The sequence below is a fragment of the Shinella lacus genome, assembly GCF_010994755.1.
In the GTDB taxonomy this organism is placed as follows: Bacteria; Pseudomonadota; Alphaproteobacteria; order Rhizobiales; family Rhizobiaceae; genus Shinella; species Shinella lacus.
The window spans coordinates 1-22,325 of sequence record NZ_WHSB02000029.1; the positions used below are offsets into that span (position 1 = coordinate 1).

Below are 22,325 nucleotides of genomic sequence, written 5' to 3' on the forward strand. Positions count from 1 at the left end.
AGGGGTCGGTTCCGGCTGGGGGCGGAATGACACCCTAAGCGTTTGCCTCCGTGGGCCAAAGATATTCGCCGGTCAGCAGGATATGCGCCCAGCCCAGAGGAGAGATGTGGGCTAAAAGTTCGGGTGGCACATCGAGGCCTTCGTTTCGCCGTTCGGCGACGGCGTGGCCAAGGTGGACGGTATTCCAGTAGATGATGATCGCCGTCAGCAGATTCAGCCCGGCGATCCGGTAATGCTGCCCCTCAGTGGTTCGATCACGGATTTCACCTTGACGGCCGATGCGCAGGGCACTCTTGAGGGCATGGTGGGCTTCGCCCTTGTTGAGGCCAATCTGGGCGCGGCGCTGCATATCGGTATCGAGGATCCACTCGATGATAAAGAGAGTGCGCTCGACGCGGCCGACTTCCCGAAGCGCGGCCGCAAGATCGTTCTGTCGGGGATAGGATGCGAGTTTCCGGAGCAACTGGCTCGGTCTGATCTTTCCGGCGGCCATCGTGGCAGCACAGCGGAAGAGATCAGGCCAGTTTGACACAATCAGTTCTTCGCGGATTTTGCCGCCCACCAGCTTGCGTAAATCTTTGGGTGTCCCCGCGGGATCGAAGACATAAAGCCGTTTCGACGGTAAGTCGCGGATGCGCAAGACGAGCCGGTAGCCGAGCATGGCACTGGTCCCGAACAAATGATCGGTAAACCCCGCCGTATCGGCGTATTGCTCGCCGACCTGCCGGCCGACTTCATTCATCAGCAGGCCATCGAGGATGTACGTAGCTTCACTGACGGTTGCGGGAATAGTCTGTGAGGCGAACGGCGCGAACTGGTCATTGACGTGGGTATAAGCCTTGAGCCCAGGCTCACTGCCGTACTTGGCGTTGATCATGTTCATGGCCTCGCCCTGTCGTGCCGAAGGGAAAAACTGACCATCGCTTGATGCGGTTTTTCCCATGCCCCAGAACCGGGACATCGGCAGCTTGCCCTGCGCGGCCACGACCATCGCCAGCGCCTGGTTCATGCCCTCGCTTTCGACATGCCAGCGGGCAAGGCGCGAGAGCTGCCAGTAATCATGCGTGTTCGAGGCTTCCGCCATTTTTCGAAGGCCTAGGTTCAGCCCTTCGGCGAGCAGAACGTTCAGCAAGCCGACCCGATCGCTGCATGGCGCTCCGGTTCTGAGATGGGAAAAGGCGTCCGAGAATCCGACCGCCGCGTCAACTTCCAGCAAGATGTCAGTGATCCGCACAGGCGGCATTCGACGATAAAGATCGAGGACCAGTTCCTCTGCGCTTTCGGGAACGTCTGCGGTCAACCGGTCGATCCGCAACGTTCCATCTTCAATGCTACCATGGGGGATGGTCCCGTCGCGAGCGGCACGTGCCAGCCGCTTCAGACCATCCGCAAGGCGACCCTTGCGGTCAGCCAGCCAAGCTTGAGGATCGAGAGGAACAGCCATCCTGGCATTCGCCTGCGCCGAGGTCATCGGAACAAGCACCTGCTTGAGATCGCCGTAGCGGCGGGAATGATCCAGCCATATGTCTCCAGACCGGAAAGCATCGCGAAGATGAAACAGCACCGCGACCTCCCATAAACGACCATCGCCTCGGTCTTGCGCTCGGAGATGGCGATGCCATTTCGAATTCGGCCGCAGGAATGATATACCTGTTGATGTCGGCGCACGTGTTTCGCCGATGGCTTTCGCGGCTGCAATCAATGGCTCCGCCACCGACGCAGCCTTGAGCTTCAGGCATCGCAACATCCGCGGCGCATATCGGCGAAAACGATGATACCCTTGTCCGACGTGAGCCAACGGCTCGTCTGCCAATGTACTGGTGAGTTGCGTCCCTACGGCAACCAGCTGTTCAAGCTGATGCCATTCGGCCGACCGTGCCAACACATTGTCCAACGGAACACCATCGTCGCGAGCTTCCAGCAAAGAGGCTCCCAATGCCGTGAAAGCGCGAAGCGTATCGGTGACTGCGGCCTTGGAACCGGCAATCCGCTCGTCATGTAGCCGTTTCGCCTCTCGCCAAGTTTTCCCAACGATGCGGTCGTGGGTTTCGATGATGGCATCGGCGATCGCGGCTTCCCATTCGACGACGCAAACGGCGAGGATCGCCCACCGCCGATCCGAACTGATGTCGCGCAGGCCATCCGTGAAGTAACGCTCGCCCTGCCGACGCAGGCGCGCGATGCGGTGTGGCGGTACGCCTAGGAGGATCTGGGGATCGACTTCCAGACCGCGCAGGAACTCCAGCCGATCAAGCAAGCGGTTCGCTGATGCGGAATTGCTGCCGACTTCGAACTGGCGAAGCCAGATGAAACGGCTGATGTTTCCGTCAACCATTTCGGTCAGAAGCCCGTCCAGTTGCTCGCGCACACTAAAGTCGAGCCTTTCCGCTATCCGTGTCTCAATGCATCGCTCGGCGGCAACAAGGGCATCGGCGCACAGACGCTCGATCGTTGACGCCGCCGGCAGGATGGTCACCATTTTCCTGCATTGCGCGACGAAGCGCCGCGCCAGATCTTCGTTCGACCTGGCATCTTCAGCCTGATCGAAAAGCCAATCCCGCAGATCACGGGCCCCGCGCCCCGTGAATGTCTTGTAGCCGTAGATCTCGCGCAACGCCTCCATATGTTGCTGGCGGGTCTGACGCCGGGCGGCATAGGTGAGAAGCGCATCGGCCGGAACGCCGAGCTGAGCTCCGATGAAGGAAAGGACTTCATGCGGAATCATTTCGCCCGGAGCCAGCGCGCGCCCTGGATAGCGTAGTGCACAAAGCTGCAGGGCGAAACCCAGCCTGTTTTCTGGTCTGCGGCGTTCCTGAATGTTTGCCAGATCGTCGTCGCCCAATGTGTAATGCTTCAGCAGTGATAACTCGTCCGTCGGCAGGTCGAGCAACGCCGAGCGCTGTCGCTCGGCGAGAATATGTCGTCTTGGCATGCGCGCGTTGTCCCTGTTGAAGTACAGTCTGTTTTGGACAACAATCGCCCCATGCAAATCAAGGCTTTGCGAGCCACAAAACCACGAGGGTTCAATTGGGACAGCGCGTGGCCATCTATTGCCGGGTTTCGACGGCTGATCAGTCCTGCGAACGACAGGAGCGAGATCTGACCGCCTTCGCCGGACGTGCCGGATATAAAATTGCCGGCATATATAAAGAGACGGGCTCGGGCGTGAAGCTGGACCGGGCCGAGCGCAAGAAGATCATGGCGCTCGCTCAGGCCAGACATATCGACGCCATCCTGGTCACAGAACTCTCCCGCTGGGGACGCTCGACGATCGATCTCCTCAACACGTTGCGCGAGCTGGAAAGCTGGAAGGTCTCAGTCATCGCCATGAACGGCATGACCTTCGATCTGTCATCTCCTCATGGCCGTATGCTGGCGACTTTCCTCTCCGGTATCGCTGAATTCGAACGCGATCTTATCAGCGAACGGGTCAAATCGGGCTTGGCCGTTGCCAAAGCGCGCGGCAAGAAACTCGGTCGACAGCGGGGGCAGCGCCCGAAGTCGGACCGTCTGGCTCCGCGAGTTCTGGCGCTCGTTGCTGAAGGCCGCAGCTATCGGCTCATTGGTCGCGAACTTGGGCTCAGCAAGAACACCGTCTCCGATATCGTGCAACGTAACCGCAACGCTATCGTCGCTCGCGAGCCAAATCGTTGAGCCCGATAAAGGTCCCGATGACATCGAGCGAGAACCGGAACGCCGGTTGATCGCCGGGCAACGCCGGCTCCATGACCAGAGATACGCCTACATCGTCTCCCGTTCGCCAAAAGCGAACTGATTGTTTCGGTGTTACCGGCTCCTTAGCTGGCGTACTCTGAGCCAGACATTGAGAAAACTGGCGGCGATCAAACCAGAGATGCCGACGTAGGCCAGGACAAGGCTTGGCATGAGACCGAGAAACACGACCGCTATCGCCAGCGTACTGAGCCCCCCGATGATGAGAGCCCACGGTTGATGATGGCTGCGTGTTCCAAGATATAGCCCGAGTAGGGTGACGGCCAGAAACGCTGCTAACAATGGGAACAGGATCGCATCTCTTTTGATGAAGCCAAGCCCGACGGCCGATACAATCGAAAGGAGTACCGGGGAACCGAGGCAGCAGAGCGCCGCGAAGACCGATCCGGCGGCCCCGAATTTGTCCAGGTGCCGTTTCCAAAAGGTACTTTGCTCGATGGTGTTCGCGGCCATAGCTGCAGTCTCCTACACACCTGCAACTTCGCACCCGCCGGGTGGATATTTTCGACGGCGCCGTTCACCCTTTGAGGCAGCAGCGTGCCGATGTGGAGCAGCGAAGAGAGGTGATACCGCTCTCCGCCCGCCGCCGCCAATCAGCCGGCGGCTATTGCGCCACATGCGACGGATAGCCGGCGTTGGTCGTCGCAGCAATGAGGGTCGGTACGCCGGTGACTGCGTCATCGAAAGAGACCGTGGCGACAGCACCCGACATTGCGTCGGCTTCCTTTACCTGGACCGCTGTGACACCCGAGACACGAGAGAGGGCCGTTTTGACGATGGGGGCGCAGAGCGCGCAGGTGGCGTTGTCAACGTTCAGTATAACAGTCTTCTCGCCGGCCACGGCGGCGAGCGGGGAAAGCAGAGCGAGGAGAACGGCAACTGCGACAGGGCGGATCATGGGATCATTCTCCTTTGGCTTAGAGGAACAGGGGCGCAAGTCTCGGGAACCCTAGTCCGACGATGACGAGGACGGTGGCAACCCAGAGGCCGGCTTTGGCGATCCGTCCCGACTTGGGCTGGGCGCAATAGGAGCCCTCAGCGCAGGCGACCTTTGGCTCGCGATAGACGAGATAGAACCCGTAGCCGAGGATACCGAACGTCATGGCGGCAAAAATCGGTTGATACGGTTCGAGGGCGGTGAGGTTGCTGATCCAGGCTCCGCCGATGCCCACGGTGAACAGGGCAAACGGGATGACGCAGCAACTCGAGACGGCGATCGCCCCGAGAATGCCGCCGGCGGCGAGCAGTTGCTGGCGTCCGCCCCGCTGGTGTTCCGATGTCACGTGGATGGCGGCGGTCGCCGACGTTCGGGATCCTTTGAGACCTGATGATGCCTCCATAATTGCTCACTTTCTGCATCGTTGAACAGCGATTTGCGAAGTAGCCTACGCCTTGTAGTCACTACAGACTCAAGGGGGATTTCAACGATTTGCGATCACGCTTCTGTGAGGGCGTTGGAAAGTGGAACCCGTTGAGCAGTCGCTGTCGTCTGAAGACCGTAGCTGGGGTTTTCAAGCATCATGAACCGTGGCGCTACCAATCTCTGTTTCCGCAGTGCCTACGTGGCCAAGCGATCAAGATTTTGTCTTGACCCTGTACCGAGTACAGGGTGTAACGAATCTCTTTGGCAGCGATCGCGTCATCGGGATACCCGACGCGGTCGTGCTTGTGATTAATGGACCGCGCCGCAGCGATGCTATGGATCTGCGATCAGAACGGAGAGCGCCTTGGACGACAAACCGACCGCCGGCATCGTGACCGCGATCATCATCGCGCCTTTAGTCGCGCTTTGCTGCCTTGGACCGGTAGTCATCGGCTCGGCGGTGGGCGGCGTTTTGGGCTGGTTCAGCGGGCAAGGTCTCGTGATAGGGGGTGTGCTGACACTCCTGGCTGGAGCCGCCGGCTATGCCCTCATGCGCTGGCGCCGGGCTTCATCTCGTCGGGAAGATGCCTCCCCGACATGCACATGTGACGAGCCCAAAGCACGGCCCGGCAGCCGCCAACCACCAACCATCCTTTGAGCCGGCACACTCCAATCGCGAAATACCCCGTACACTCGGAGATACGCCCTTGCCCATGACCACGCCGGCCGCGGACCTCGCGGAAACGATCGAAGAAAACTCCATTCTGACGCCGCAATTCAACGCGGATGGGCTCATTCCTGCAGTCGCCACGGATGCGGCGAACGGTGTGGTGCTAATGCTGGCGTGGATGAATGCGGAGGCGCTGGAAAAGACGATCGAGACCGGTCAGGCCTGGTACTGGAGCCGGTCCCGCAAGTGTCTTTGGCATAAGGGCGCGACGAGTGGGCAAGTCCAGCAGGTCGAGGAACTGCGCATCGATTGTGATCAGGACGCGGTGTGGCTCAAGGTGCGCGCTGGCGGAGACGGCGGATGTTGCCATACCGGCCGGGCGAGTTGCTTCTATCGCCGGATCGTTACGGCGCCGGGTCGCCCGACGCTCCGCCGGGTGCCGGATGCCCCGCCGAGATAGGTCCTCAGGGTAATATCGATGTTTTCGAGCGCGACCAGGCGCTCCAGTATCACGGTCAGAAGACCGACCAGCCGCCGAAAACCCTCCAAAGCCACCTCCGGAAAGCCGTTCCGCCGGCGTGTCGCGATGGAGAGAGTATTGATCGTGCCATCACCGAAGCGCAGCGGAACGATAAGATAGTCGGTAAAGCCGTCAGCCCTAAGTTCGCCGTAGAGGTCGCACCGAAACGCTCGGACGTCCTGCAGGCGAGGAACGCGGAGCTCCGTGCGCGTCGTGTGCACATGATGATCCGGGGAAGCGAGATAGCCCGGTCGGTTCTTCAGACCATGCGGCCAATCGATGACACGAACTCTGTCGTCGTCGGCAAGCCAGAGATAGGTCCGGGCACGGAAGGCCGGATGCAGCGGCTGCGCGCTCACAAAGATGCGATCGACGCGAAGCGTTGCCGCGGACAGCAACCGTCCGATATCGCGGATCACCGCACGCGCGTCGGTCGACGCAGCGGCGCTGTCGGAGAGACCGAGTGCGAGGCGGCCGAGATGCATGCCCGGATCGCCGTAGGGTGCCTCGGAATCACAGACCCGGCGCTTGGTCATGGGCGTAATCCTGCTGAACGGGCAGGACTAAGACGCTCGACCGTCGGGAATCGCTGACTGGGGGACATTCCTTTGCTCATGCTGTCCTCGATGGTAAGGCCGTTGGCCGTTCGAAACGATCGTGTGTCTGCCGGTGGGGCGCCTCCCAAACTCTGCTCCCCGTCGCGTCGAGCGTTTTCAGAGACGCCCGCAATCGAAATGCCAGCCTTGCCGCATCAGCTACACCATCGAACTGATGTCCGACGCATAGCTGGGATAGGCGAAGATGATGCCCTTGATCCTGTTCGCGGTCAGCCCTGCGCCCATAGCCATGGCAAAGAGATTGATTTGTTCCTCCGCTCCGGGGCCGATCAGATGTGCACCAAGAATATGGCCGGTCCCGTTCTCGACCAGAACCTTGTAGGCACTGTAGCGCGCCCCGACCCGCAGCGACGAGTACCAGCCGGCGGTCTTTTCGAAATGCGTGTCAAAGGCCAGCCCCTTGTCGCGTGCTGCGGCTTCGGACAGGCCGACCGAGGAAAGCTGCGGCAGCGTGAAGACAACGCTTGGGATCGGCGGATAACTGACCGCGCGCTCATCCTTTCCTGCGAGCAGGTTCTTGCCTGCAATCCGGCCTTCGTTGGCCGAAACCGGGGTCAGATTAGGCCCACTGTCGGCACAGTCGCCGGCTGCAAAAATGGCGGAATTTGTGGTCCGCATGTAGGGGCTGACCTTGATGCCTTTGCGGCCGTATTCCACGCCCGCGGCCTCCAGGTTGAGATGCTCGATGTTGGGCACGCGCCCGGTGGCATGAACCACCAGATCACAATTGATCGTCTGCTTTCCTTCCGGCGTCTTATAGGTAACGGTGAAATCCGACCCGTCTTTCTCGATCTTCAGAACCTTGGCCTCGGTCCGCAGGTCAATCCCCAGATCGGCGGTCGCCTCGGAAAGGATACCGACCAGGTCGGGGTCGAAATTGCCCAGCGGTCGCTCCATCATCTCCAGAACCGTGACTTCCCGCGCCCCTGCGCGTTTGGAGATATGGGCAAATTCCATCGCAATGAATCCGCCGCCGACGAACACGACCCGGTCCGGCCGTTCGGGCAGCTCGAGAAAGTCGGTGCTAGTCGCCAGCAACTCCTCGCCGGGGATATTCAGCGTCATTGGCCGAGCGCCGGTGGCGATATGAAAGTTCCGGGACGACAAGATCTCGCCATTCACCTCGATCTTGTCTCGCCCGGTGAAGCGTGCCTCGCCATGCAACACGGTGATACCGGCTTTCTCCAGCCCGCCCTCGATGCGACCAGGCATCGCGTCGGTGAACGTGCGCTTGAAGGCGATCATGTCCGCCCAGTCGACGGATGTCTGTGCTTCCAGCCCCTTGCCGCTCAAGTTGCGGGCCCAGTCAATGCCCTCAGTCACGGCGATCAGCATCTTTTTGGGATCGCAGCCTCGCAATGCACAGGTGCCGCCGAAAGGAAGGGCGTCGATGCTGGCGACCTTCCAGCCAGCGTCAGCGGCCATCCGGGCGACACCATTTCCACCCGTCCCACCTCCGATCACGATCAGATCGAAGCTTTTGTTATCGCTCATGCAATTCTCCTCTCCTAAAAGACTACTTTTCCCCCTGACAAAAAACCTAACCCCCACAGCAAGGTTTGCAACGCCCTGCCTGCAATAATACCCTTCTCAACATGACATCCGGCGACGCTTTTGAGCAGAACTACTTGCGCCGACCGTATATCGGTTGACCGACGGGGCCTTTGCCGTCGGTCTTGCCATTTGCCCGCGCGCGGTGCCGCCACAAGTAGATTCCGACAATGGCCAAGACGGCCGCTGCCAGCCAGAAGTAGCCGCCGCCGACCAGCCAACTGGCAAGGCCGGCAAAGCTGATCGCGCCTGTTGCTGCCAGTACAATCGCGCCGCAGCAGACGATCTTAGCCGCGAGCAATCCCGCAAGGCCGTATCCGTTCGAAGGTTCCATCGAAGCCTCCTATCCGGCGCAGCATGACAGCTTCGCCACGTCCTTGCCGAAGCCCTGCGCCGCCAGTTTCAACCCTTCGACCGTGGTGAGATAAGGGAAGATTGTCTCGCCGAGCGCCTTCGCCGTCATGCCGTGCTTGATGGCCAACACCACCGTCTGGATGCTGTCGGCGCCCTCGGGCGCGAGGATCTGTCCACCAAGCAATCGGTCGCTTTTGGCGTCGGCAACCAGTTTGATGAGCCCGCGCGTGTCGCGCGCGGCCAGCGCCCTCGGCACCTGGTCAAGAGATACGATCGAAGTCTTGGTCTCGAAGCCGGCGTCGCGAGCCGCCTGTTCGGTCAGGCCGACGCCCGCGACCTGCGGATCGGTGAACGTCACCCACGGCATGGCCGCATTGTCATAGACAAGGCTGTCACCGTTCAGTGCGTTTTGGGCAGCGAGCTTGGCGCCATAGGCTGCCATATAGACGAACTGGTCGCGACCGGTGACATCACCTGCCGCATAGACGCCAGGCTTTGAGGTGCGCATCCGCTCATCAACCAAGACGCCGCCATTACCGCATAGCTTAACTCCCGCCTCGGCAAGGCCAAGACCGCCGGTGTTCGGGGACCGCCCAGTGGTCAAAAGCACCTGCTCGGCCGCGATCACTTCGTCCGCTCCGTCGATGGCGACCGTCAGTTCGACACCGCGGTCCGTGCGCGCGATCCGGCGATAGGAGAGGCCGGTTAGGACGGTAATGCCCTCGTCGCGAAGATAACCGGTCAATGCTGCGGAGATTTCCGGCTCGGCTTCCGGCAACAGGCGGCGGCGGGTTACAAGTGTCACTTCCGCCCCGGCACGGGCGAACATCTGCGCCAGTTCACAGCCGATATAGCCACCGCCGATCACCAGCAGCGAACGCGGCAGCTCGGAAAGCTCGAGCGCGGTCGTGCTGGTGAGGTAAGGCACATCCCCAATGCCGGGAATGTCCGGCAGGGCCGGCGCTGATCCGGTAGCAATGATGATTTTGCCAGCCATGATCGGATCGCCGTTCACAATCAGAGCGCCCTGACCATTCAGGCGCGCTTTCCCTTCCAGATAGGCGACGCCGTTGTATTGTGGCAGAAGGTCGACATATTTCTTCTGCCTGAGCGTGGTCACCAGGTCGTCCTTGGCGGCGACCAAACGGCCCCAGTCAGCGACGTTGGCTTCCCCGGCAAGACCGGGAAAGCGATGCGCGGCGCGTGCACCATGCAGCGCCTCGGCAGCGCGGATCATCGTCTTCGACGGTACGCAGCCGACATTGACACAGGTGCCGCCGATCGTGCCGTGGCCGATCAGGGCGACATTCGCCCCCTGCTCAGAGGCCGTGATTGCGGCCGAGAACCCGGCCGAACCGGCACCGATCACCGCAAGATCATAGCGGCCATTGCCTTTTTGGGGCGCACAGCAGTCAGACATGAAAATCTCCTAATGTTTCCTGGTATCGATGTGTGAACGATGTCGCCACAGCAGGTAACCGGCTGCGGCAATGATGAGGATGAGAATTGGCACCAGACCGTAGACCGCTGTTGTCAGCGCTCCCACGCCGATCAAACCTGCCGCCACCAGCAGGATCGGCACCAGACAGCACAGCGCCGCGATCAAGACGCCAACCACTCCGACGCCAAGCATGGACCGGTCAGGCACGGACTCAACTCCCGATCGCCTTGGCAGGATAGCCAACATTGGTGGAAGCAGCGGCAATGGCCGCGACCGTCGCGGTCGACGGGTCATAGGCAACCGTCGCCGTCTTGGCCTCGAAATCCACCTTGACCGACTTCACGCCCGCAACGCCTTCCATGGCCTTGCGCACGGTGACCGGACAAAGGGCACAATACATGTTCTCGATTGCGAAGGTCTGCGTCAGCTCCTTGACGGTAACCGTTTCCGACGCGGATTGTGCGGACGCGGGAAGGGCAAGTGGCAGCATAATAGTACCGCTCAAGCCAAGCGCAGCCGCGGCGACCAGATGTTTCGACAGGTATTTCACGTGGTTATCTCCTCGTTTCAATAGAACAGCGGCGCCCACCAGCCGATGGTGCTGGCGAGCACGATGAGGATCGTTGCGATCCAAAGCGCGGTCTTGGTGATGATGGCGGAGCGCGGACGGGCGCAGTAGGAACCCGGCTCGCACGCGGCTTTGGGCTTGAAATAGACCTGCCAGAAGCCAAACCCGAGCGGCACGAGTGTCGCCGCCGCGATATAGGGCTTATAGGGTTCGAGCATCGTCAGGTTGCCGATCCATGCGCCCGATACACCGAGTGTCACCAGGAGCAGCGGGACGATGCAACAGGCCGATGCCAGAAAAGCGCCGATAACGCTTATCGCCGCGAGCCCGCCCTCGCGCCGATCCGGTTCGGCGGCCGCCTTCGAAGAATTCAATGTCTTGCTACCAATTTCGTTCATCGCAAACCATCCTCGATTTCTGACTGAAAACAGGATAGGCTCTGTAGCCAGTACAGACTCAAGAGGTATTTTCACCATGAATTCTCTTCTTTCCGCCAAGGGACTGCAGCGCCACCAATTGGCCCGTGCGACCGGCTGCCATCTGGAGACCATCCGCTATTACGAGAAGATCGGCCTGCTACCCGACCCGCCGCGCAGCGCCAGCGGTTATCGCATCTATGACGAAACCGACGTCCGCCGCCTGCGCTTCATCCTCAGGGCGCGCGAACTCGGCTTTGGCATCGACGAGGTCCGCGGCCTGCTTCATCTTGTCGATTGCAGAAGCCAGACCTGCGCGGAGGTGCAGCGCCGGACCGAACCGCATCTAGCCGAGGTTCGCGCCAAGATTGCCGACCTCCAGCGCATTGAAGCGGTGCTCGTGACAATGATCTCGCAATGCTCTGGCGAAGACGTGCCGGAATGCCCGATCCTTAACGCGCTCGCCGCTTGACGGGCGCTTAGGGTGTCATTTCGCCCCATACCGGAACCGACCCCATTTAGGCTGTAGCCGTCATATTAGCTAAGTTTCTCAACTACTTCAGACCAACGCGCCGCATCTCCAGATCGTCCGTGTTCTAGGGCTTGCTGATGGAACATCTGTGCATAGCCACGGCGGATGGGGTCGAAATGCGGTTTCCCGGTAATGCGGAAGTGACCGTAAGCCGCTCCGATAATCCGCAGGGACAACTCGGCCGCGTCAAGTGACGGCACAGTTATCTTGCACCAATCCCGAATGGCTGGAAGGATGGTGTCGATATAGGCAACGCCAGGTCCGCGCGCACTGGCTGGCGTCCAACCGGGACCCAATATTTCCAACTCTACATCAAACAAGGGGACACCATTGAGCAGGGACCGAATTCCTGGCTCGAGATGAAGACGAGCGTAGTGCTCTATGATGTAAAAGTGGTAGTCTTGGTGGGATACTAGGATTTTCTGCAGGTCATTGATGATGATCTGCGAGGCGACGAGCACATTCTTCTCAGTTACAATTCCCCTCACGATTCCCGTTCCGATGGCGAATTGAGCGTCTGAAGCCAAGAACTCTTTGGCCTCCTTTTCTACTTCGCCTATGCGATCAATTTCGCTTTTCCCGAAATTGACAATGCCATCGATGCGATCGGCGACGTTTTCTATCAATCCGTTAAGATCGCGCCGCGGCAGACCGTTTGTCGCTGCGAGGAAATCCAAGAAGGCTCGATTGCAGTCCGCAACAGCCGTTTGTCCTGTCTCTGCAGCTTTTTGAGCGTTATTACCGATCATAGCGGCATATCGGTCTTTCTTTGTAGATTCAGCGAGGTGATATTCGTCCAGCCCACCAAAAATCTGAACAAATGCCGCATGAATGCCCCACAATGCCATGGCATAACTAGTGCGGCTAGCCCCAGACCTGTCGTACTTTACTAAGAATTCTTCGACATTATCGAGCGCTGTGGAGGAGGATGGAACAGCAGCGGAGCCAGTCTTTTTGGTGAACCATTTCATTACGTCTTTTTCTCCGATGAAGGATGGCCATAGCGCTTGTCCCGATAGGCATCGCGCGCATTTGCGATCTGCTCCAGAAGAAATTTCTCTGGAGTGCCTGAAATCAGTTTCCTGCGAGACCGTTCTATAAAAGCCTCGAGTTCTTCTATGAAATTGTAATCACTGGTTTTTCGGGGCTGCCCAACTTTGGCGAGTTTCCAATACGGAGTATCCATCGCTTCCCGCAGCCGGTGGCTTTTCTCCCTGTCATAAACAACGGTGTTCCCATCGGCCGACAGTTTCAGGCGTGTGTAGGCACACAGCCATGTCTTCAGGTCGAGCTTGGCTTTTTCGTCATCAACGGCCGCTAGTAGCTGGTTTGGCAAAGCCGTATTTTTATGTTTTCCGAAATGCTCAATGACCCGCACGGCGCATTCATGCACCAGCTCTTTTGAGAAGGTTGTGCGAGATGCGACGATGCTTTGCCCCAGCACCTTTTTCGGAGCTGCTTTCGGAACCTCGGGTATGAGGCTCGCCTTACCCTTCTTGAGACTGTCGATGATTTTCAGGATCGGCCTGTTATGATCAATCGACGACATGATTTCTTCCTATCTTGCAAGGTGATCACTTCCGCGATGGGAAGGGCAAAATCGTTGATGCTTCACCGGTGGTGCGATCTGCCACGGCTTCGCGCAGCTTCAGCCCTATGACTTCCGCATTTTTGGAAAACCATCCTGGCGGCAAGGCGGTTAGGTTTTCTATGTCGCCGGCCTTCATGGTGAATTCTACGCTCAGGAGGTCGGATTTGCTGCGCACGGCAGAGTCGACGATCAACTGCAGGGCGTTGGCAAGAACTGTCGGCTCCGAGATCGGCCAGTTCTTGTCCAGAGGCTCTTCCCGGCTCCATCCCTTGGCCGAATACAGCTTATAAAGTGATGTTGCATGGTCTGCGGGGATGATATCCAGATCCGAAAGGCGCCGGATCTGCGCTTTTACCGAGACCCGCCAGCGCTCCTTCAGGGACAGCAGAGACGCAAGCGACGCGCTCTTTACCTCATAGGAATATGTCGTTGCGGGCATCAGGAATGCGCTCGCAAACCGAAACGCCTGGCGCTCGATCTCCTTGAGATCCTTTTTTAGCTCTTCCTCAGTAACGTGGCGATGCAGGATCGCGTGGCCGAGTTCGTGTGCAGCATCCATCTGCCGGCGCGGGAACGACATCTTGTCCGTCGATAGCAAAATATGCGGCCGATTGCCCCCTTGAGCCCAGCTGCACAGTCCATCCAGCTTTGAAGTCCCCATCTCAATGGAGCCGACAATGCATCCGACGCGCTCAAGCAGAGGCATCATATCAATGCACGGGCCATCACCGACGCTCCAATGCGTGCGCAGGTCAGAGGCAATCTGCTCGATGTCCTCGTCGCGGAGCTGCTTATAAGATGCCCCCTGCAATACGTCCGGAATATCGACCTCCGGGAAATCCACATAATGCTCCACGATGCTGCTGATTTCCTGCAGCCAGCGCATCTGGGATTCCTGGTAGTTCAGATCTTTCACCAAAGTCGATGCCAAGGTGCGGTAAAACAGAGGCCGGTCGCTGTTGGCGACCGGTCTAAGAAAAAACTCTCTGCGAACGTGAAGGTGAGCCGCCAATTCGGCCAAGGCATCGGCATCAGGGGCGCTGGTCCCGTCCTCCCAGCGGGTAACGGTGCTGGGGTTGACGCTGATCAGGGTGGCCAATGCCTTCTTGCTTAGAATTCTTCGTGCTGCTCTCGCCTCGATCAATCTTTCAGGGACAAACCCCGGAGTTCCTACACGCATGCATTTCCTTCCCCGGCTATATCAGCACGGGTCACTTTGTATCTCTCTCGCTGTCATCGCCGTGGTCAGGCTGTTCTGGCGGCACGAACGGCTTGATAGTCTTTTTCAGGCTGATGACAGGTGCCTTCGCGCCGGTCCCAAACGAAGGCGCGGGGGCAATTACCGGCTCATCGGCATAACCTTCAAGATATTTGTCGAGTGGCTCGTAGAAAAGATACTGTTTGTAGCCAGCATCGATAACGCCGATCGCGAATTCGTTGATCTTGCCGGCCATTTCCCGGTCACGAGCGACAAGAAGCAGAACAAAAATGTCACCGATCTTGGGGCCGGTCCCGTCGAGGTCTAGACGCGGCGAGAGGTAGTAGTTGAGCGTGACGCCAGCCTTGCGCGACATATTCTTGATGGGGAGCGTTTTTGGCTCGGGCATAGCTGCAAGGCCGAAGATCACGCCCTGCCCGTTCACTTCAAACCGCATGAAGGGCTGGAAGATCTTTAGATCGGTGAGTGGAATGATGCCGTTCTCGAGCAGCTTGCCGCCGTTAAGCTCACAGGTTTCCCGAAACGCTTTCTCCATCATGCGAAAGCGGGCCTGCCCTTCCAGCTCACGGCTTGCCTTTGGATCAAGTCCAGCGTGATCGCGAACCATCGTAAAGGCTTTGAGGGCGGAAGCGCGCAGCCGGTCTTCAAGATCCAGAAAGAGGTTCTTGAACAAGGCCGGCGGGAACCGTTTCTTGATAAAATGCTCCACAGTACGCTCCGCGTCAAATTGCAAAATACAGGATTTATGTACTGAAAAATTGCGTAAAGTGCAAGTGGGTATCCCAACATGCTTTTCGTTTTCACATGAAAATCTATCGGCACGCCCGTTCCGGTCCAGGCTCTATTCCGCCGCGGCTTTGCCGCGCCTTCACGGAACCCCGCAGGCGGGTTTCCGCCGACGAGCGGTGACGATCCTTCGTGCTTCCGGCGACTGCCGGGACATGACGCGCGATTGCGCGAGTTCGTCTGCCTGATGGGGGAACCGAGGGCGTTGCCCTTCTCGCCCCCAAAATAGCCTTCCGCCCAGCTTCCTCCACTGCGCTGCGCTGCGTTCCGTGCAGCTGGTTCCCCGCGAAGGCTATTTTCCCCCTCCAACCCACCGCTCGCGCGGCTCCGGGAAGCAGGACGAGGTCCTGCTTCGCAGTCCAAAAAGGAAAGGACAAGGGAATGTGCGAACCTACTTTCGAGGAATGGTTTTTCAGCTTCGCGGGCGAGCTGGCGCGGCTCAACGGCGACCTACCGGATTTCGATGTCGCCTATGACCGGTATTTTCCGGCCTACGAGGACGGTATTTGCGGCGGTACATGCGCCCGTCATGTAGCCGGGATCGGCTCGGCCGCCGTCTATGCCGACGAGTGGGAGGACGCCGAATGATGCGCTTCGCTCCCTCCCGCGAATTCTACATCCCGAGCGGTTCCGTGAAGATCGCCGACAAGGCCAGCGACGGCATTGTCTACATCTTCACCAGCCATAAGGGGCGACCCGCCGCCATGGCCTTCCACGGCAAGGCTGCAAAGCCAGACTGGCATCATAGCTTTGCCAGCACGGACGCCCGAGAGCGCAAAATCCGCGAGCATTTCGAGGGGCGGCGGCGCTGGTCGGAATGGAAGCGGGAACGCCGCGACGAGCGCAAGAAGCCCCACGGTTTCGAGACCGGCCACATCCTCTATGCCTCATGGGGCTACGACCAGACCAACATCAATTTCTATCAGGTGACCGCCATCATCGGCGCGCACATGGTCGAGGTCCGCGAGGTCGGACAAATCTCCGCCGACAAGGGCGATGAACCGTGGATGACCGGCAAGGTCGTTCCCCATCTCGACGCCTTCACCGGCCAGCCCCTGCGCCGCCGCGTTAACGGGCGCTCCAAATCTGTGCGCATCGACAATGTGCGAACCGCCTTCCTTTGGGACGGTCGCCCGATCAACTGGACCGGCTACGCCTGACGGCCGCCCCCTCCCCCACTGACATTTTCCGATCACACCAACATGAGGACTAAATCCCATGAACGTTATCACCATGCCCGAAACTGCCGAAACCATCGCCATCGAGGTCGCCGCAGCGGCCCCGGTTACCTCCCTCATGCATGACACACGGCAGATTCCGCTTTCCAAGCTGGTGGCCAGTTCTAAGAACGTGCGTAAGCGCAATGCCGCCATGACCATTCCTGAACTTGCCGCTAGTATCGAGGCGCATGGTCTGATCCAAAATCTGACCGTCAGGAAAGTCGCGAGGGGCAACAAATACGAAGTGGTTGCCGGATCGCGGCGCTTTGCTGCCCTGTTGCACCTCGTGGCACAGGGTAAGATCGACAAAAGCGCCGTCATTCCTTGCAATCTACGCAGCGGCGAGGCCAACGACACTGAGGTTTCCCTTGCCGAGAACACACAGCGTGAGGCCATGCATATCGTCGATGAGATCATGGCCTATCGTCAGCTGATCGAGGAAGGCATGACCCCGGAGACCATCTCGACGCGTTTCGGCCAGTCGGTTGTCACCGTGCGCCAGAGGCTCAAGCTGGCCAATCTATCCCCTAAAATTCTAGGGGTTTTGCGCGAGGATGCAATCCGCATTGATCAGGCCAAGGCGCTGGATCAGCGACGATCACGATGCACAGGACCGGGCATGGTTCGACACACAATCATGGAACCGTGATCCTCATTCGCTTCGCGCCGCCCTGACCCGCGATCACGTCCGCAGCACAGACAAGATTGCCCTGTTCGTCGGGGTCGAGGCTTACGAAGCGGCGGGTGGCACGATCGCGCGTGACCTGTTTGCCGAGGCCGATAGCACATTCCTGACGGATCGGGCGCTTCTGACCAAGCTGGCGACGGAGGTGCTTGAACAGAAGGCAAAACCCCTAAAAATCAAGGGGTGGAAATGGGTGGATACCAGCCTTGGAACATCGGCCATCCATAATGGTGGTTTCGCCCGTATCTTCCCTATCGGCCATGCCCCGACCGAAGCCGAACAGACCGAGCTTGCCAGCCTTGCTGAACAGTTCGATGAGATCGCGGGCCGGATCGAGGACTATGCCGAGGGCGATTCGGCTATTGATACCGACGAGGCCGAGCTTGCCCGGGTCGAACAGCGCATCGAGGATATCAAGAGCGCGGGAAAGGTCTACGATACCGAGGAAAAGGCGCTGGCCGGTTGCATCGTCACCATTGCGCACGATGGCACCATGCATATCGAGCAGGGGCTTGTTCAGCCCGACGACCTGGCCGCGCTACGCGCCTTGCGCAATCTGGACACCGCAAACGGTGATGCCGGTCAGGACGATGCCAGCACCGGAACCATCCCTGCCCTTCCTGCAGGTGAAAAGCATGGTGACAACGGGGCCGACGAAGAGGCCCAAGAACCTGTCATGGCCTATTCTGCTGCGCTGATCGAGGAACTGACGGCGATCCGCACCGCCGCCATGCGCAATGAACTGACGCAGCGGCCCGAACTGGCGCTTGCCGTCATGCTCTATCCGCTTGTCCTGAAAACCTTCCTGACCGGGAACGGCTATTGGCGGATCGGCTCCGCCATCGAGATCGGCGGGCAGTTGAAAGACCTCGCCCCTTCGATCAAGGAAGCGGACGCTTGCGATGCCCTCAACGAATGGACCCGCATTCACGAGACATGGGGCTACAAGCTCCCCGGCAATCCGGGTGATCTTTGGCAATGGCTGCTGGAGCAGCAATTGCCCGACCTTCTCGAACTGCTGGCGGTTGTCACCGCCGCCAATATCAACGCAGTCGAGGCCAAGCACGATCATGACCGCGAGCGGCTGGCCCATGCCGATCAGCTGGCCGCAGCCCTGAAAATCGACATGAACAAGCATTGGGAGGCTAGAGCACCCTTCCTCTCCCGCTTGTCCAAGGCGCAGATTGCCGAGGTCATGGAGGATGCTGGTTGCGCAAAAACCGCCATCAAGGCGGCACTTAAAGCCACCAAAGCGGAAGCCGTGACGTTGGCCGAAAGCGCGCTGGTCGGAAAGACATGGCTCCCCGATCCTCTTCGGTTCCCCATCGAAAACGACCATATCAATGAAGATTCGTCATCGTAGAGGCGTAAGGTTGTCAGGCTGATCTGAACGTAATGTCTTTCGTTCTTGACCCAGCACCACAATGTGCTGGGTTTTTGCTGATTAAAAGATAGCAGCTTGCAATCTGTTTATATCTAGGGTGCTGTGGCGGTGGGCTGGACTTGATCGGGATCGACCCGCCCAAGACCAGACGAGAGGCGCCCCAGGCCCCGCCTCTCGTGCTCTCCGCCCACCCTTCGCTTTAGACGCGAAAGGCATATGAAACCGCAGCCGCAAATTTGCACCTTGCAGAATCAGTACGAATCGCAGTTTCTTGTAACGATGAGCACAGCGAAACCAGTCAGAGAAAAAGTGGCGGCCCATCGTCAGCGTTTGCGTGAGGCGGGGCGTATCTATGTCAACACCGATCTCCCTGCGGATTTGGTGGACTGTCTTGATAAAATCAAGACGGAACGCGGGCTGGCATCGCGGGCTCAGGTGTTTGAATTAGCTTTAAAGGCGTTTGTTGAAAATGAAATGAGGGCATAACGAAAAAACCCCTCGCCGCTGGTAACGGCTAGGGGTTTTCGGTCAGTTACGACGTCGGCTTTTGGGGCCTTCCAATTTCTAGTCCCAACATAGTCGAGCGTTCACGAACCTGCAAGGGGTGCCCTTTGCAGGAACGATGAATCTTTGTCCGCTGTCCACAGTCATGCCCGCCTGAAAAAGGAGGCGGAAAAGACCATGTTTGAACAGATTGGGACGGTGCTCGCAGGAGCGCCGGCCGAACGGGAACGCACACCTGTTCGGCGGCAGAGTCGTGCGCGCGGACGATGCGAAGGCGTATTCTGGCGGCGGACAAACCGGCAGGACGTGCGCACTATCGTGCTGGCGGCGCGGCGCTATGAACTGGCAGGCCGGCAACCTGGTGCTCGCAACGGTCCCTTGGGGGGCGTAGCGATCGAGTTGCTGGAGCTATTTGGCAATCTCGTTGATTTCCGCACCGGCCGGTTGGAACCGTCGATCGACACGCTCATGCTGAAGCTCAGGCGATCACGTGACGCGATCGTGCGGGCGCTGAAAAACTTGCGCGCCCATGGTTTCCTCGATTGGCTGCGGCGCTATCAGCCGACAGGCAACGAGGGACGCGGCCCGCAGGTCCAGCAAACCAGTAACGCCTATCGAATGTCACTACCCGATCGGGCGCGGCAGATCCTTGGACGTTGGGGCGTGGCCCCTCCCCTTCCTGACGATCATGTTCAGGCCGAGGCGGAACGTGCCGCGGGTATTGAGGCGCATCGGGCTTCACTCGACATTGTGTCGAGAACATTATTCGATGTTGGAGACAACCCCTTGGGGCAGGCGCTAGCTCGCCTTGGAAAGGCAATCAATCTACGTGAGTCCGTCAGACAGACTGAATCCCTATCTGGTTTTATAAATAATAGAGAAGAATAAGCGGACGTCGCTGTCCGGGCCTCTGACGAGGCCCTGCGACGGTTCCGACCCGCGTGAAATGCGGGTCGGAGCAGCACCAACGGCATTTTAGAAACGCACCATCGCATGTGCGGTTGATGTCCCATGGCTTTTGAGAAAAGGCAGAAAGGAAATGTGGGTGGAATATATTTAGCAGCTTGTAAGCTGCTAGCTTTTTATTTGCTGATAGCAATCTGCATGTAAATTGTTTATAAACACAAATCTGCTAATCAGCTGAAAGTTAGCAGATTTGGAGATGCTTCATGCCAGTCATTTCATTCGTGTCGAGCAAAGGCGGAGTCGGTAAAACAACATCTGCTGTCGTACTTGCCGGCGAATTTGCTGCCGCTGGTCGCAAGGTGGTTCTGATCGACGCCGACCCCAACCGCCCGCTAGAAGCTTGGGCTCGCCTGAAGGGGACGCCGGAAAAACTGCAGCTTATGATTGACGATTCCGCCGAAACCATCATCGATACGATCGAGGAAGCCCGGGCAAAGGCCGACTTTGTCATTGTTGACCTGGAAGGAACCGCCACTGACCGAATTGGTTTTGCGATTGCCCGTTCGGATCTCGTTTTAATTCCGCTCCAAAGCTCTGTTCTTGACGCGTCAGAGGCGGCTAAGTCCGTGAAGTTGGTTCACCAAATGCGGAAGGTTGCCAATCGGGAGATTCCTTACAGGGTTTTCTTCACGCGCGTCCCGCCAGCTATTCGCGAGAGGACCGCGCGAGATATCGACCGGCAATTTTCCGACGCCGCCATACCAGTTTTACCTGCAACTCTGATTGATCGTGCCGCGTATCGCGCGTTGTTTTCTCTTGGCGGAATACTTCACGATCTGGAGCGATCAGATGTGTCGGGATTGGAGAGCGCCAAGGAAAATGGTCGCGAATTTGCTCAGGCAGTTATCAACGTTTTGAAAGGAGAGGGTGCATGAGTAGCGAAGACAAGAAGCGGGCAACCCTCGATTTCGGAAATCTAAACGATACGCCAGCACCGCCTGTCGACAATGATGCTGTGAAGGCTGCCACCAGAGCTGCAGGGTTCCGAGAAACGCCCAAGGCTGCCGCTTCCGAAACAGCAGCCCCCATTCGAGCCCCCCGTAGAACTCGTCGAAAAACAGGACGTACAGAACAATTCGCTACACGCCTTCGGGCAGAGACGATCGAGGCAATTTACAACTATGCGGATCAGCATGAGATCACGTTGGCTGAGACCATCGAGCGCGCAGTCGCTTCTCTTAGGAATGATGCGAAATGACACTCTTGAAGTGTAACGCTTGGTGTTATATTTAAGGTGTAGGATATCTCGTGAGAGTTTTTAAAAACGGTTGGTTTCAGAAGTTTGCCCGGAAAGAGAAAATCTCTGACGCGATGCTTTGTGAGGCTGTTGCGCGCGCCGAGCGCGGTCAGATTGATGCCGATCTAGGTGCTGGCCTTATTAAGCAGCGCGTTGCTCGGCCCGGCGCTGGGAAGTCTGGCGGGTTCCGGACACTGGTTTTCTTTCGAGCGCAAACGAGAGCGGTCTTTGCGTTCGGGTTTGCGAAGAGTGATATGGCCAATCTCGATGCTGGGGATGAAGCTTACATGAAAAAGGCCGCGAAACTCGTCTTGGGATTTACAGACGCGCAAATGAAAGCGGAAGTCGATGCGGGCCGAATGCTAGAGGTGAAATGCGATGACAAAGACTTACAAGAGTGAGGCACTGGCAGCCGTCCATGAAATGATGGAGGGATTCTACGATTCCGGCGCGATCGATAAACAGACGATGCGTGAATTTGATGAAGGGTGCCTGACAACCGTGGAGCCGCTGACCCCGGAGGAAATTCGCACTATCCGAGAGCGCGAGAGCATTTCTCAGCCGGTGTTTGCCCGATATCTCAACGTTAGCAAGGGGCTGGTGTCAGATTGGGAACGCGGCGTTAAAAGGCCCAGCGGTCCGGCGCTGCGCTTGTTGACCGTCGTACGCAACAAGGGGCTCCAGGCAATCGCCTGACGCACTGCCAAGCATACAGATCTGCTCCCGGCCGGCCTACGGCCCTTTTCGATAGAGCGGGCTGATCAAGAGCCACCGGCACAGGATGACGATAGCTTGGGGCAGGGGATAGCGGCGATAGCCGCCCGTTCCGGAGGCGAACGCTCTTTTAATTGGGCTGTAGAGAGCCGGAGGAGCGATCAGAGACAATGTCCCGGCGCTTTAAGCGCCGGGACTGCATTTCAGATTGTACGGCCTCTATCGTTGAGCTGAATCAGATCGGTTAGGATAGAA

29 protein-coding genes are annotated in these 22,325 nt (G+C 58.5%); 14 read left to right on the forward strand and 15 right to left on the reverse strand.

The genetic code is table 11. From position 1 onward, the window contains the following. Positions 1-34: 34 nt before the first annotated feature. Entirely contained in the window at positions 35-2,932 is a 2,898-nt protein-coding gene (locus GB927_RS33530; RefSeq protein WP_080843317.1) for a Tn3 family transposase, read from the reverse strand. A 95-nt stretch (positions 2,933-3,027) separates the two neighbouring features. Here GB927_RS33530 and GB927_RS33535 point away from each other — a divergent pair, with 95 nt between their 5' ends. Then, on the forward strand, positions 3,028-3,654 hold the full coding sequence (locus GB927_RS33535) for a recombinase family protein (protein WP_052642521.1): 627 nt from the start codon (positions 3,028-3,030) through the stop codon (positions 3,652-3,654). A gap of 132 nt (positions 3,655-3,786) precedes the next feature. Here GB927_RS33535 and GB927_RS33540 read toward each other — a convergent pair whose 3' ends face one another. From GB927_RS33540 to GB927_RS33550, 3 genes are all read right to left on the reverse strand, one after another. After that, positions 3,787-4,185, reverse strand: a complete 399-nt coding sequence (locus tag GB927_RS33540; protein ID WP_052642519.1) for a MerC domain-containing protein — start codon at positions 4,183-4,185, stop codon at positions 3,787-3,789. Between the two features lie 151 nt (positions 4,186-4,336). Continuing rightward, positions 4,337-4,630 (reverse strand): cation transporter, encoded by a 294-nt coding sequence (locus tag GB927_RS33545; protein ID WP_052642517.1) that lies wholly within the window; start codon positions 4,628-4,630, stop codon positions 4,337-4,339. A 19-nt stretch (positions 4,631-4,649) separates the two neighbouring features. Beyond that, entirely contained in the window at positions 4,650-5,072 is a 423-nt protein-coding gene (locus tag GB927_RS33550) for a mercuric transporter MerT family protein (protein WP_052642515.1), read from the reverse strand. A 387-nt stretch (positions 5,073-5,459) separates the two neighbouring features. Between GB927_RS33550 and GB927_RS33555 the strand changes: the two genes are divergently transcribed. Both GB927_RS33555 and hisI read left to right on the forward strand, forming a co-directional pair. Beyond that, a complete protein-coding gene (locus GB927_RS33555) occupies positions 5,460-5,753 on the forward strand; it encodes a hypothetical protein (RefSeq protein ID WP_077472850.1) in 294 nt (97 codons plus the stop codon). Positions 5,754-5,808: 55 nt separating this feature from the next. Next, positions 5,809-6,225, forward strand: a complete 417-nt coding sequence (gene hisI, locus GB927_RS33560; RefSeq protein ID WP_077472851.1) for a phosphoribosyl-AMP cyclohydrolase — start codon at positions 5,809-5,811, stop codon at positions 6,223-6,225. On the opposite strand, the gene GB927_RS33565 is transcribed toward hisI, so the two are convergent. The 7 genes from GB927_RS33565 to GB927_RS33595 form a co-directional block, all read right to left on the reverse strand. Next, on the reverse strand, positions 6,156-6,821 hold the full coding sequence (locus GB927_RS33565; protein ID WP_052642511.1) for a hypothetical protein: 666 nt from the start codon (positions 6,819-6,821) through the stop codon (positions 6,156-6,158). The two genes, hisI and GB927_RS33565, sit on opposite strands and share 70 nt — an antisense overlap. 219 nt (positions 6,822-7,040) lie before the next feature. Further along, positions 7,041-8,396 carry a dihydrolipoyl dehydrogenase family protein gene (locus GB927_RS33570; RefSeq protein WP_052642509.1) on the reverse strand — a complete coding sequence of 452 codons (1,356 nt, stop codon included), beginning with the start codon at positions 8,394-8,396 and terminating at the stop codon, positions 7,041-7,043. Positions 8,397-8,526: 130 nt separating this feature from the next. Continuing rightward, positions 8,527-8,787: a hypothetical protein gene (locus GB927_RS33575; RefSeq protein ID WP_052642507.1), complete on the reverse strand. Its 261-nt coding sequence runs from the start codon at positions 8,785-8,787 to the stop codon at positions 8,527-8,529. Between the two features lie 9 nt (positions 8,788-8,796). Next, entirely contained in the window at positions 8,797-10,227 is a 1,431-nt protein-coding gene (gene merA, locus GB927_RS33580) for a mercury(II) reductase (protein WP_052642505.1), read from the reverse strand. A 9-nt stretch (positions 10,228-10,236) separates the two neighbouring features. Further along, positions 10,237-10,455: a hypothetical protein gene (locus GB927_RS33585; protein ID WP_125302879.1), complete on the reverse strand. Its 219-nt coding sequence runs from the start codon at positions 10,453-10,455 to the stop codon at positions 10,237-10,239. A 4-nt stretch (positions 10,456-10,459) separates the two neighbouring features. Next, positions 10,460-10,798, reverse strand: a complete 339-nt coding sequence (locus tag GB927_RS33590) for a heavy-metal-associated domain-containing protein (protein ID WP_225246255.1) — start codon at positions 10,796-10,798, stop codon at positions 10,460-10,462. A 17-nt stretch (positions 10,799-10,815) separates the two neighbouring features. Then, a complete protein-coding gene (locus GB927_RS33595) occupies positions 10,816-11,214 on the reverse strand; it encodes a mercuric transporter MerT family protein (protein ID WP_052642501.1) in 399 nt (132 codons plus the stop codon). Positions 11,215-11,290: 76 nt separating this feature from the next. Between GB927_RS33595 and GB927_RS33600 the strand changes: the two genes are divergently transcribed. Next, positions 11,291-11,704: a MerR family transcriptional regulator gene (locus GB927_RS33600; RefSeq protein WP_052642499.1), complete on the forward strand. Its 414-nt coding sequence runs from the start codon at positions 11,291-11,293 to the stop codon at positions 11,702-11,704. Between the two features lie 65 nt (positions 11,705-11,769). Here the strand turns inward: GB927_RS33600 and GB927_RS33605 are convergent, their stop codons facing one another. From GB927_RS33605 to GB927_RS33620, 4 genes are read right to left on the reverse strand one after another with little or no spacing between them, the layout of a single operon-like run. Beyond that, positions 11,770-12,735, reverse strand: a complete 966-nt coding sequence (locus GB927_RS33605) for a hypothetical protein (protein WP_256121492.1) — start codon at positions 12,733-12,735, stop codon at positions 11,770-11,772. Beyond that, a complete protein-coding gene (locus GB927_RS33610; RefSeq protein ID WP_125335929.1) occupies positions 12,735-13,313 on the reverse strand; it encodes a hypothetical protein in 579 nt (192 codons plus the stop codon). The genes GB927_RS33605 and GB927_RS33610 overlap by 1 nt, the downstream gene beginning before the upstream one ends. A gap of 25 nt (positions 13,314-13,338) precedes the next feature. Next, complete coding sequence (locus tag GB927_RS33615; protein ID WP_256121493.1) at positions 13,339-14,535, reverse strand: XRE family transcriptional regulator; 1,197 nt, start codon at positions 14,533-14,535, stop codon at positions 13,339-13,341. Between the two features lie 31 nt (positions 14,536-14,566). Then, positions 14,567-15,283 (reverse strand): hypothetical protein, encoded by a 717-nt coding sequence (locus tag GB927_RS33620; RefSeq protein WP_256121494.1) that lies wholly within the window; start codon positions 15,281-15,283, stop codon positions 14,567-14,569. A 458-nt stretch (positions 15,284-15,741) separates the two neighbouring features. Between GB927_RS33620 and GB927_RS33625 the strand changes: the two genes are divergently transcribed. The 10 genes from GB927_RS33625 (at position 15,742) to GB927_RS33670 (ending at position 22,052) form a co-directional block, all read left to right on the forward strand. Then, on the forward strand, positions 15,742-15,948 hold the full coding sequence (locus GB927_RS33625; protein ID WP_046802283.1) for a hypothetical protein: 207 nt from the start codon (positions 15,742-15,744) through the stop codon (positions 15,946-15,948). After that, positions 15,945-16,520 carry a hypothetical protein gene (locus GB927_RS33630; protein WP_046802284.1) on the forward strand — a complete coding sequence of 192 codons (576 nt, stop codon included), beginning with the start codon at positions 15,945-15,947 and terminating at the stop codon, positions 16,518-16,520. The genes GB927_RS33625 and GB927_RS33630 overlap by 4 nt, the downstream gene beginning before the upstream one ends. A gap of 58 nt (positions 16,521-16,578) precedes the next feature. Then, entirely contained in the window at positions 16,579-17,229 is a 651-nt protein-coding gene (locus GB927_RS33635; RefSeq protein WP_256121495.1) for a ParB/RepB/Spo0J family partition protein, read from the forward strand. Next, positions 17,135-18,628 (forward strand): hypothetical protein, encoded by a 1,494-nt coding sequence (locus GB927_RS33640; protein ID WP_256121496.1) that lies wholly within the window; start codon positions 17,135-17,137, stop codon positions 18,626-18,628. Before GB927_RS33635 ends, GB927_RS33640 begins: the two co-directional genes overlap by 95 nt. Positions 18,629-18,865: 237 nt before the next feature. Then, positions 18,866-19,135 (forward strand): hypothetical protein, encoded by a 270-nt coding sequence (locus GB927_RS33645; protein WP_052760288.1) that lies wholly within the window; start codon positions 18,866-18,868, stop codon positions 19,133-19,135. A 195-nt stretch (positions 19,136-19,330) separates the two neighbouring features. Further along, on the forward strand, positions 19,331-20,041 hold the full coding sequence (locus GB927_RS33650) for a helix-turn-helix domain-containing protein (RefSeq protein ID WP_256121497.1): 711 nt from the start codon (positions 19,331-19,333) through the stop codon (positions 20,039-20,041). Positions 20,042-20,322: 281 nt separating this feature from the next. Continuing rightward, positions 20,323-20,994 carry an AAA family ATPase gene (locus tag GB927_RS33655; protein WP_256121498.1) on the forward strand — a complete coding sequence of 224 codons (672 nt, stop codon included), beginning with the start codon at positions 20,323-20,325 and terminating at the stop codon, positions 20,992-20,994. Beyond that, positions 20,991-21,317: a stability/partitioning determinant gene (locus tag GB927_RS33660; RefSeq protein WP_256121499.1), complete on the forward strand. Its 327-nt coding sequence runs from the start codon at positions 20,991-20,993 to the stop codon at positions 21,315-21,317. Before GB927_RS33655 ends, GB927_RS33660 begins: the two co-directional genes overlap by 4 nt. A gap of 50 nt (positions 21,318-21,367) precedes the next feature. Then, entirely contained in the window at positions 21,368-21,757 is a 390-nt protein-coding gene (locus GB927_RS33665; protein ID WP_046802295.1) for a type II toxin-antitoxin system RelE/ParE family toxin, read from the forward strand. Further along, positions 21,735-22,052, forward strand: a complete 318-nt coding sequence (locus GB927_RS33670; RefSeq protein WP_046802296.1) for a helix-turn-helix domain-containing protein — start codon at positions 21,735-21,737, stop codon at positions 22,050-22,052. Before GB927_RS33665 ends, GB927_RS33670 begins: the two co-directional genes overlap by 23 nt. The last annotated feature ends 273 nt before the right edge of the window (positions 22,053-22,325 follow it).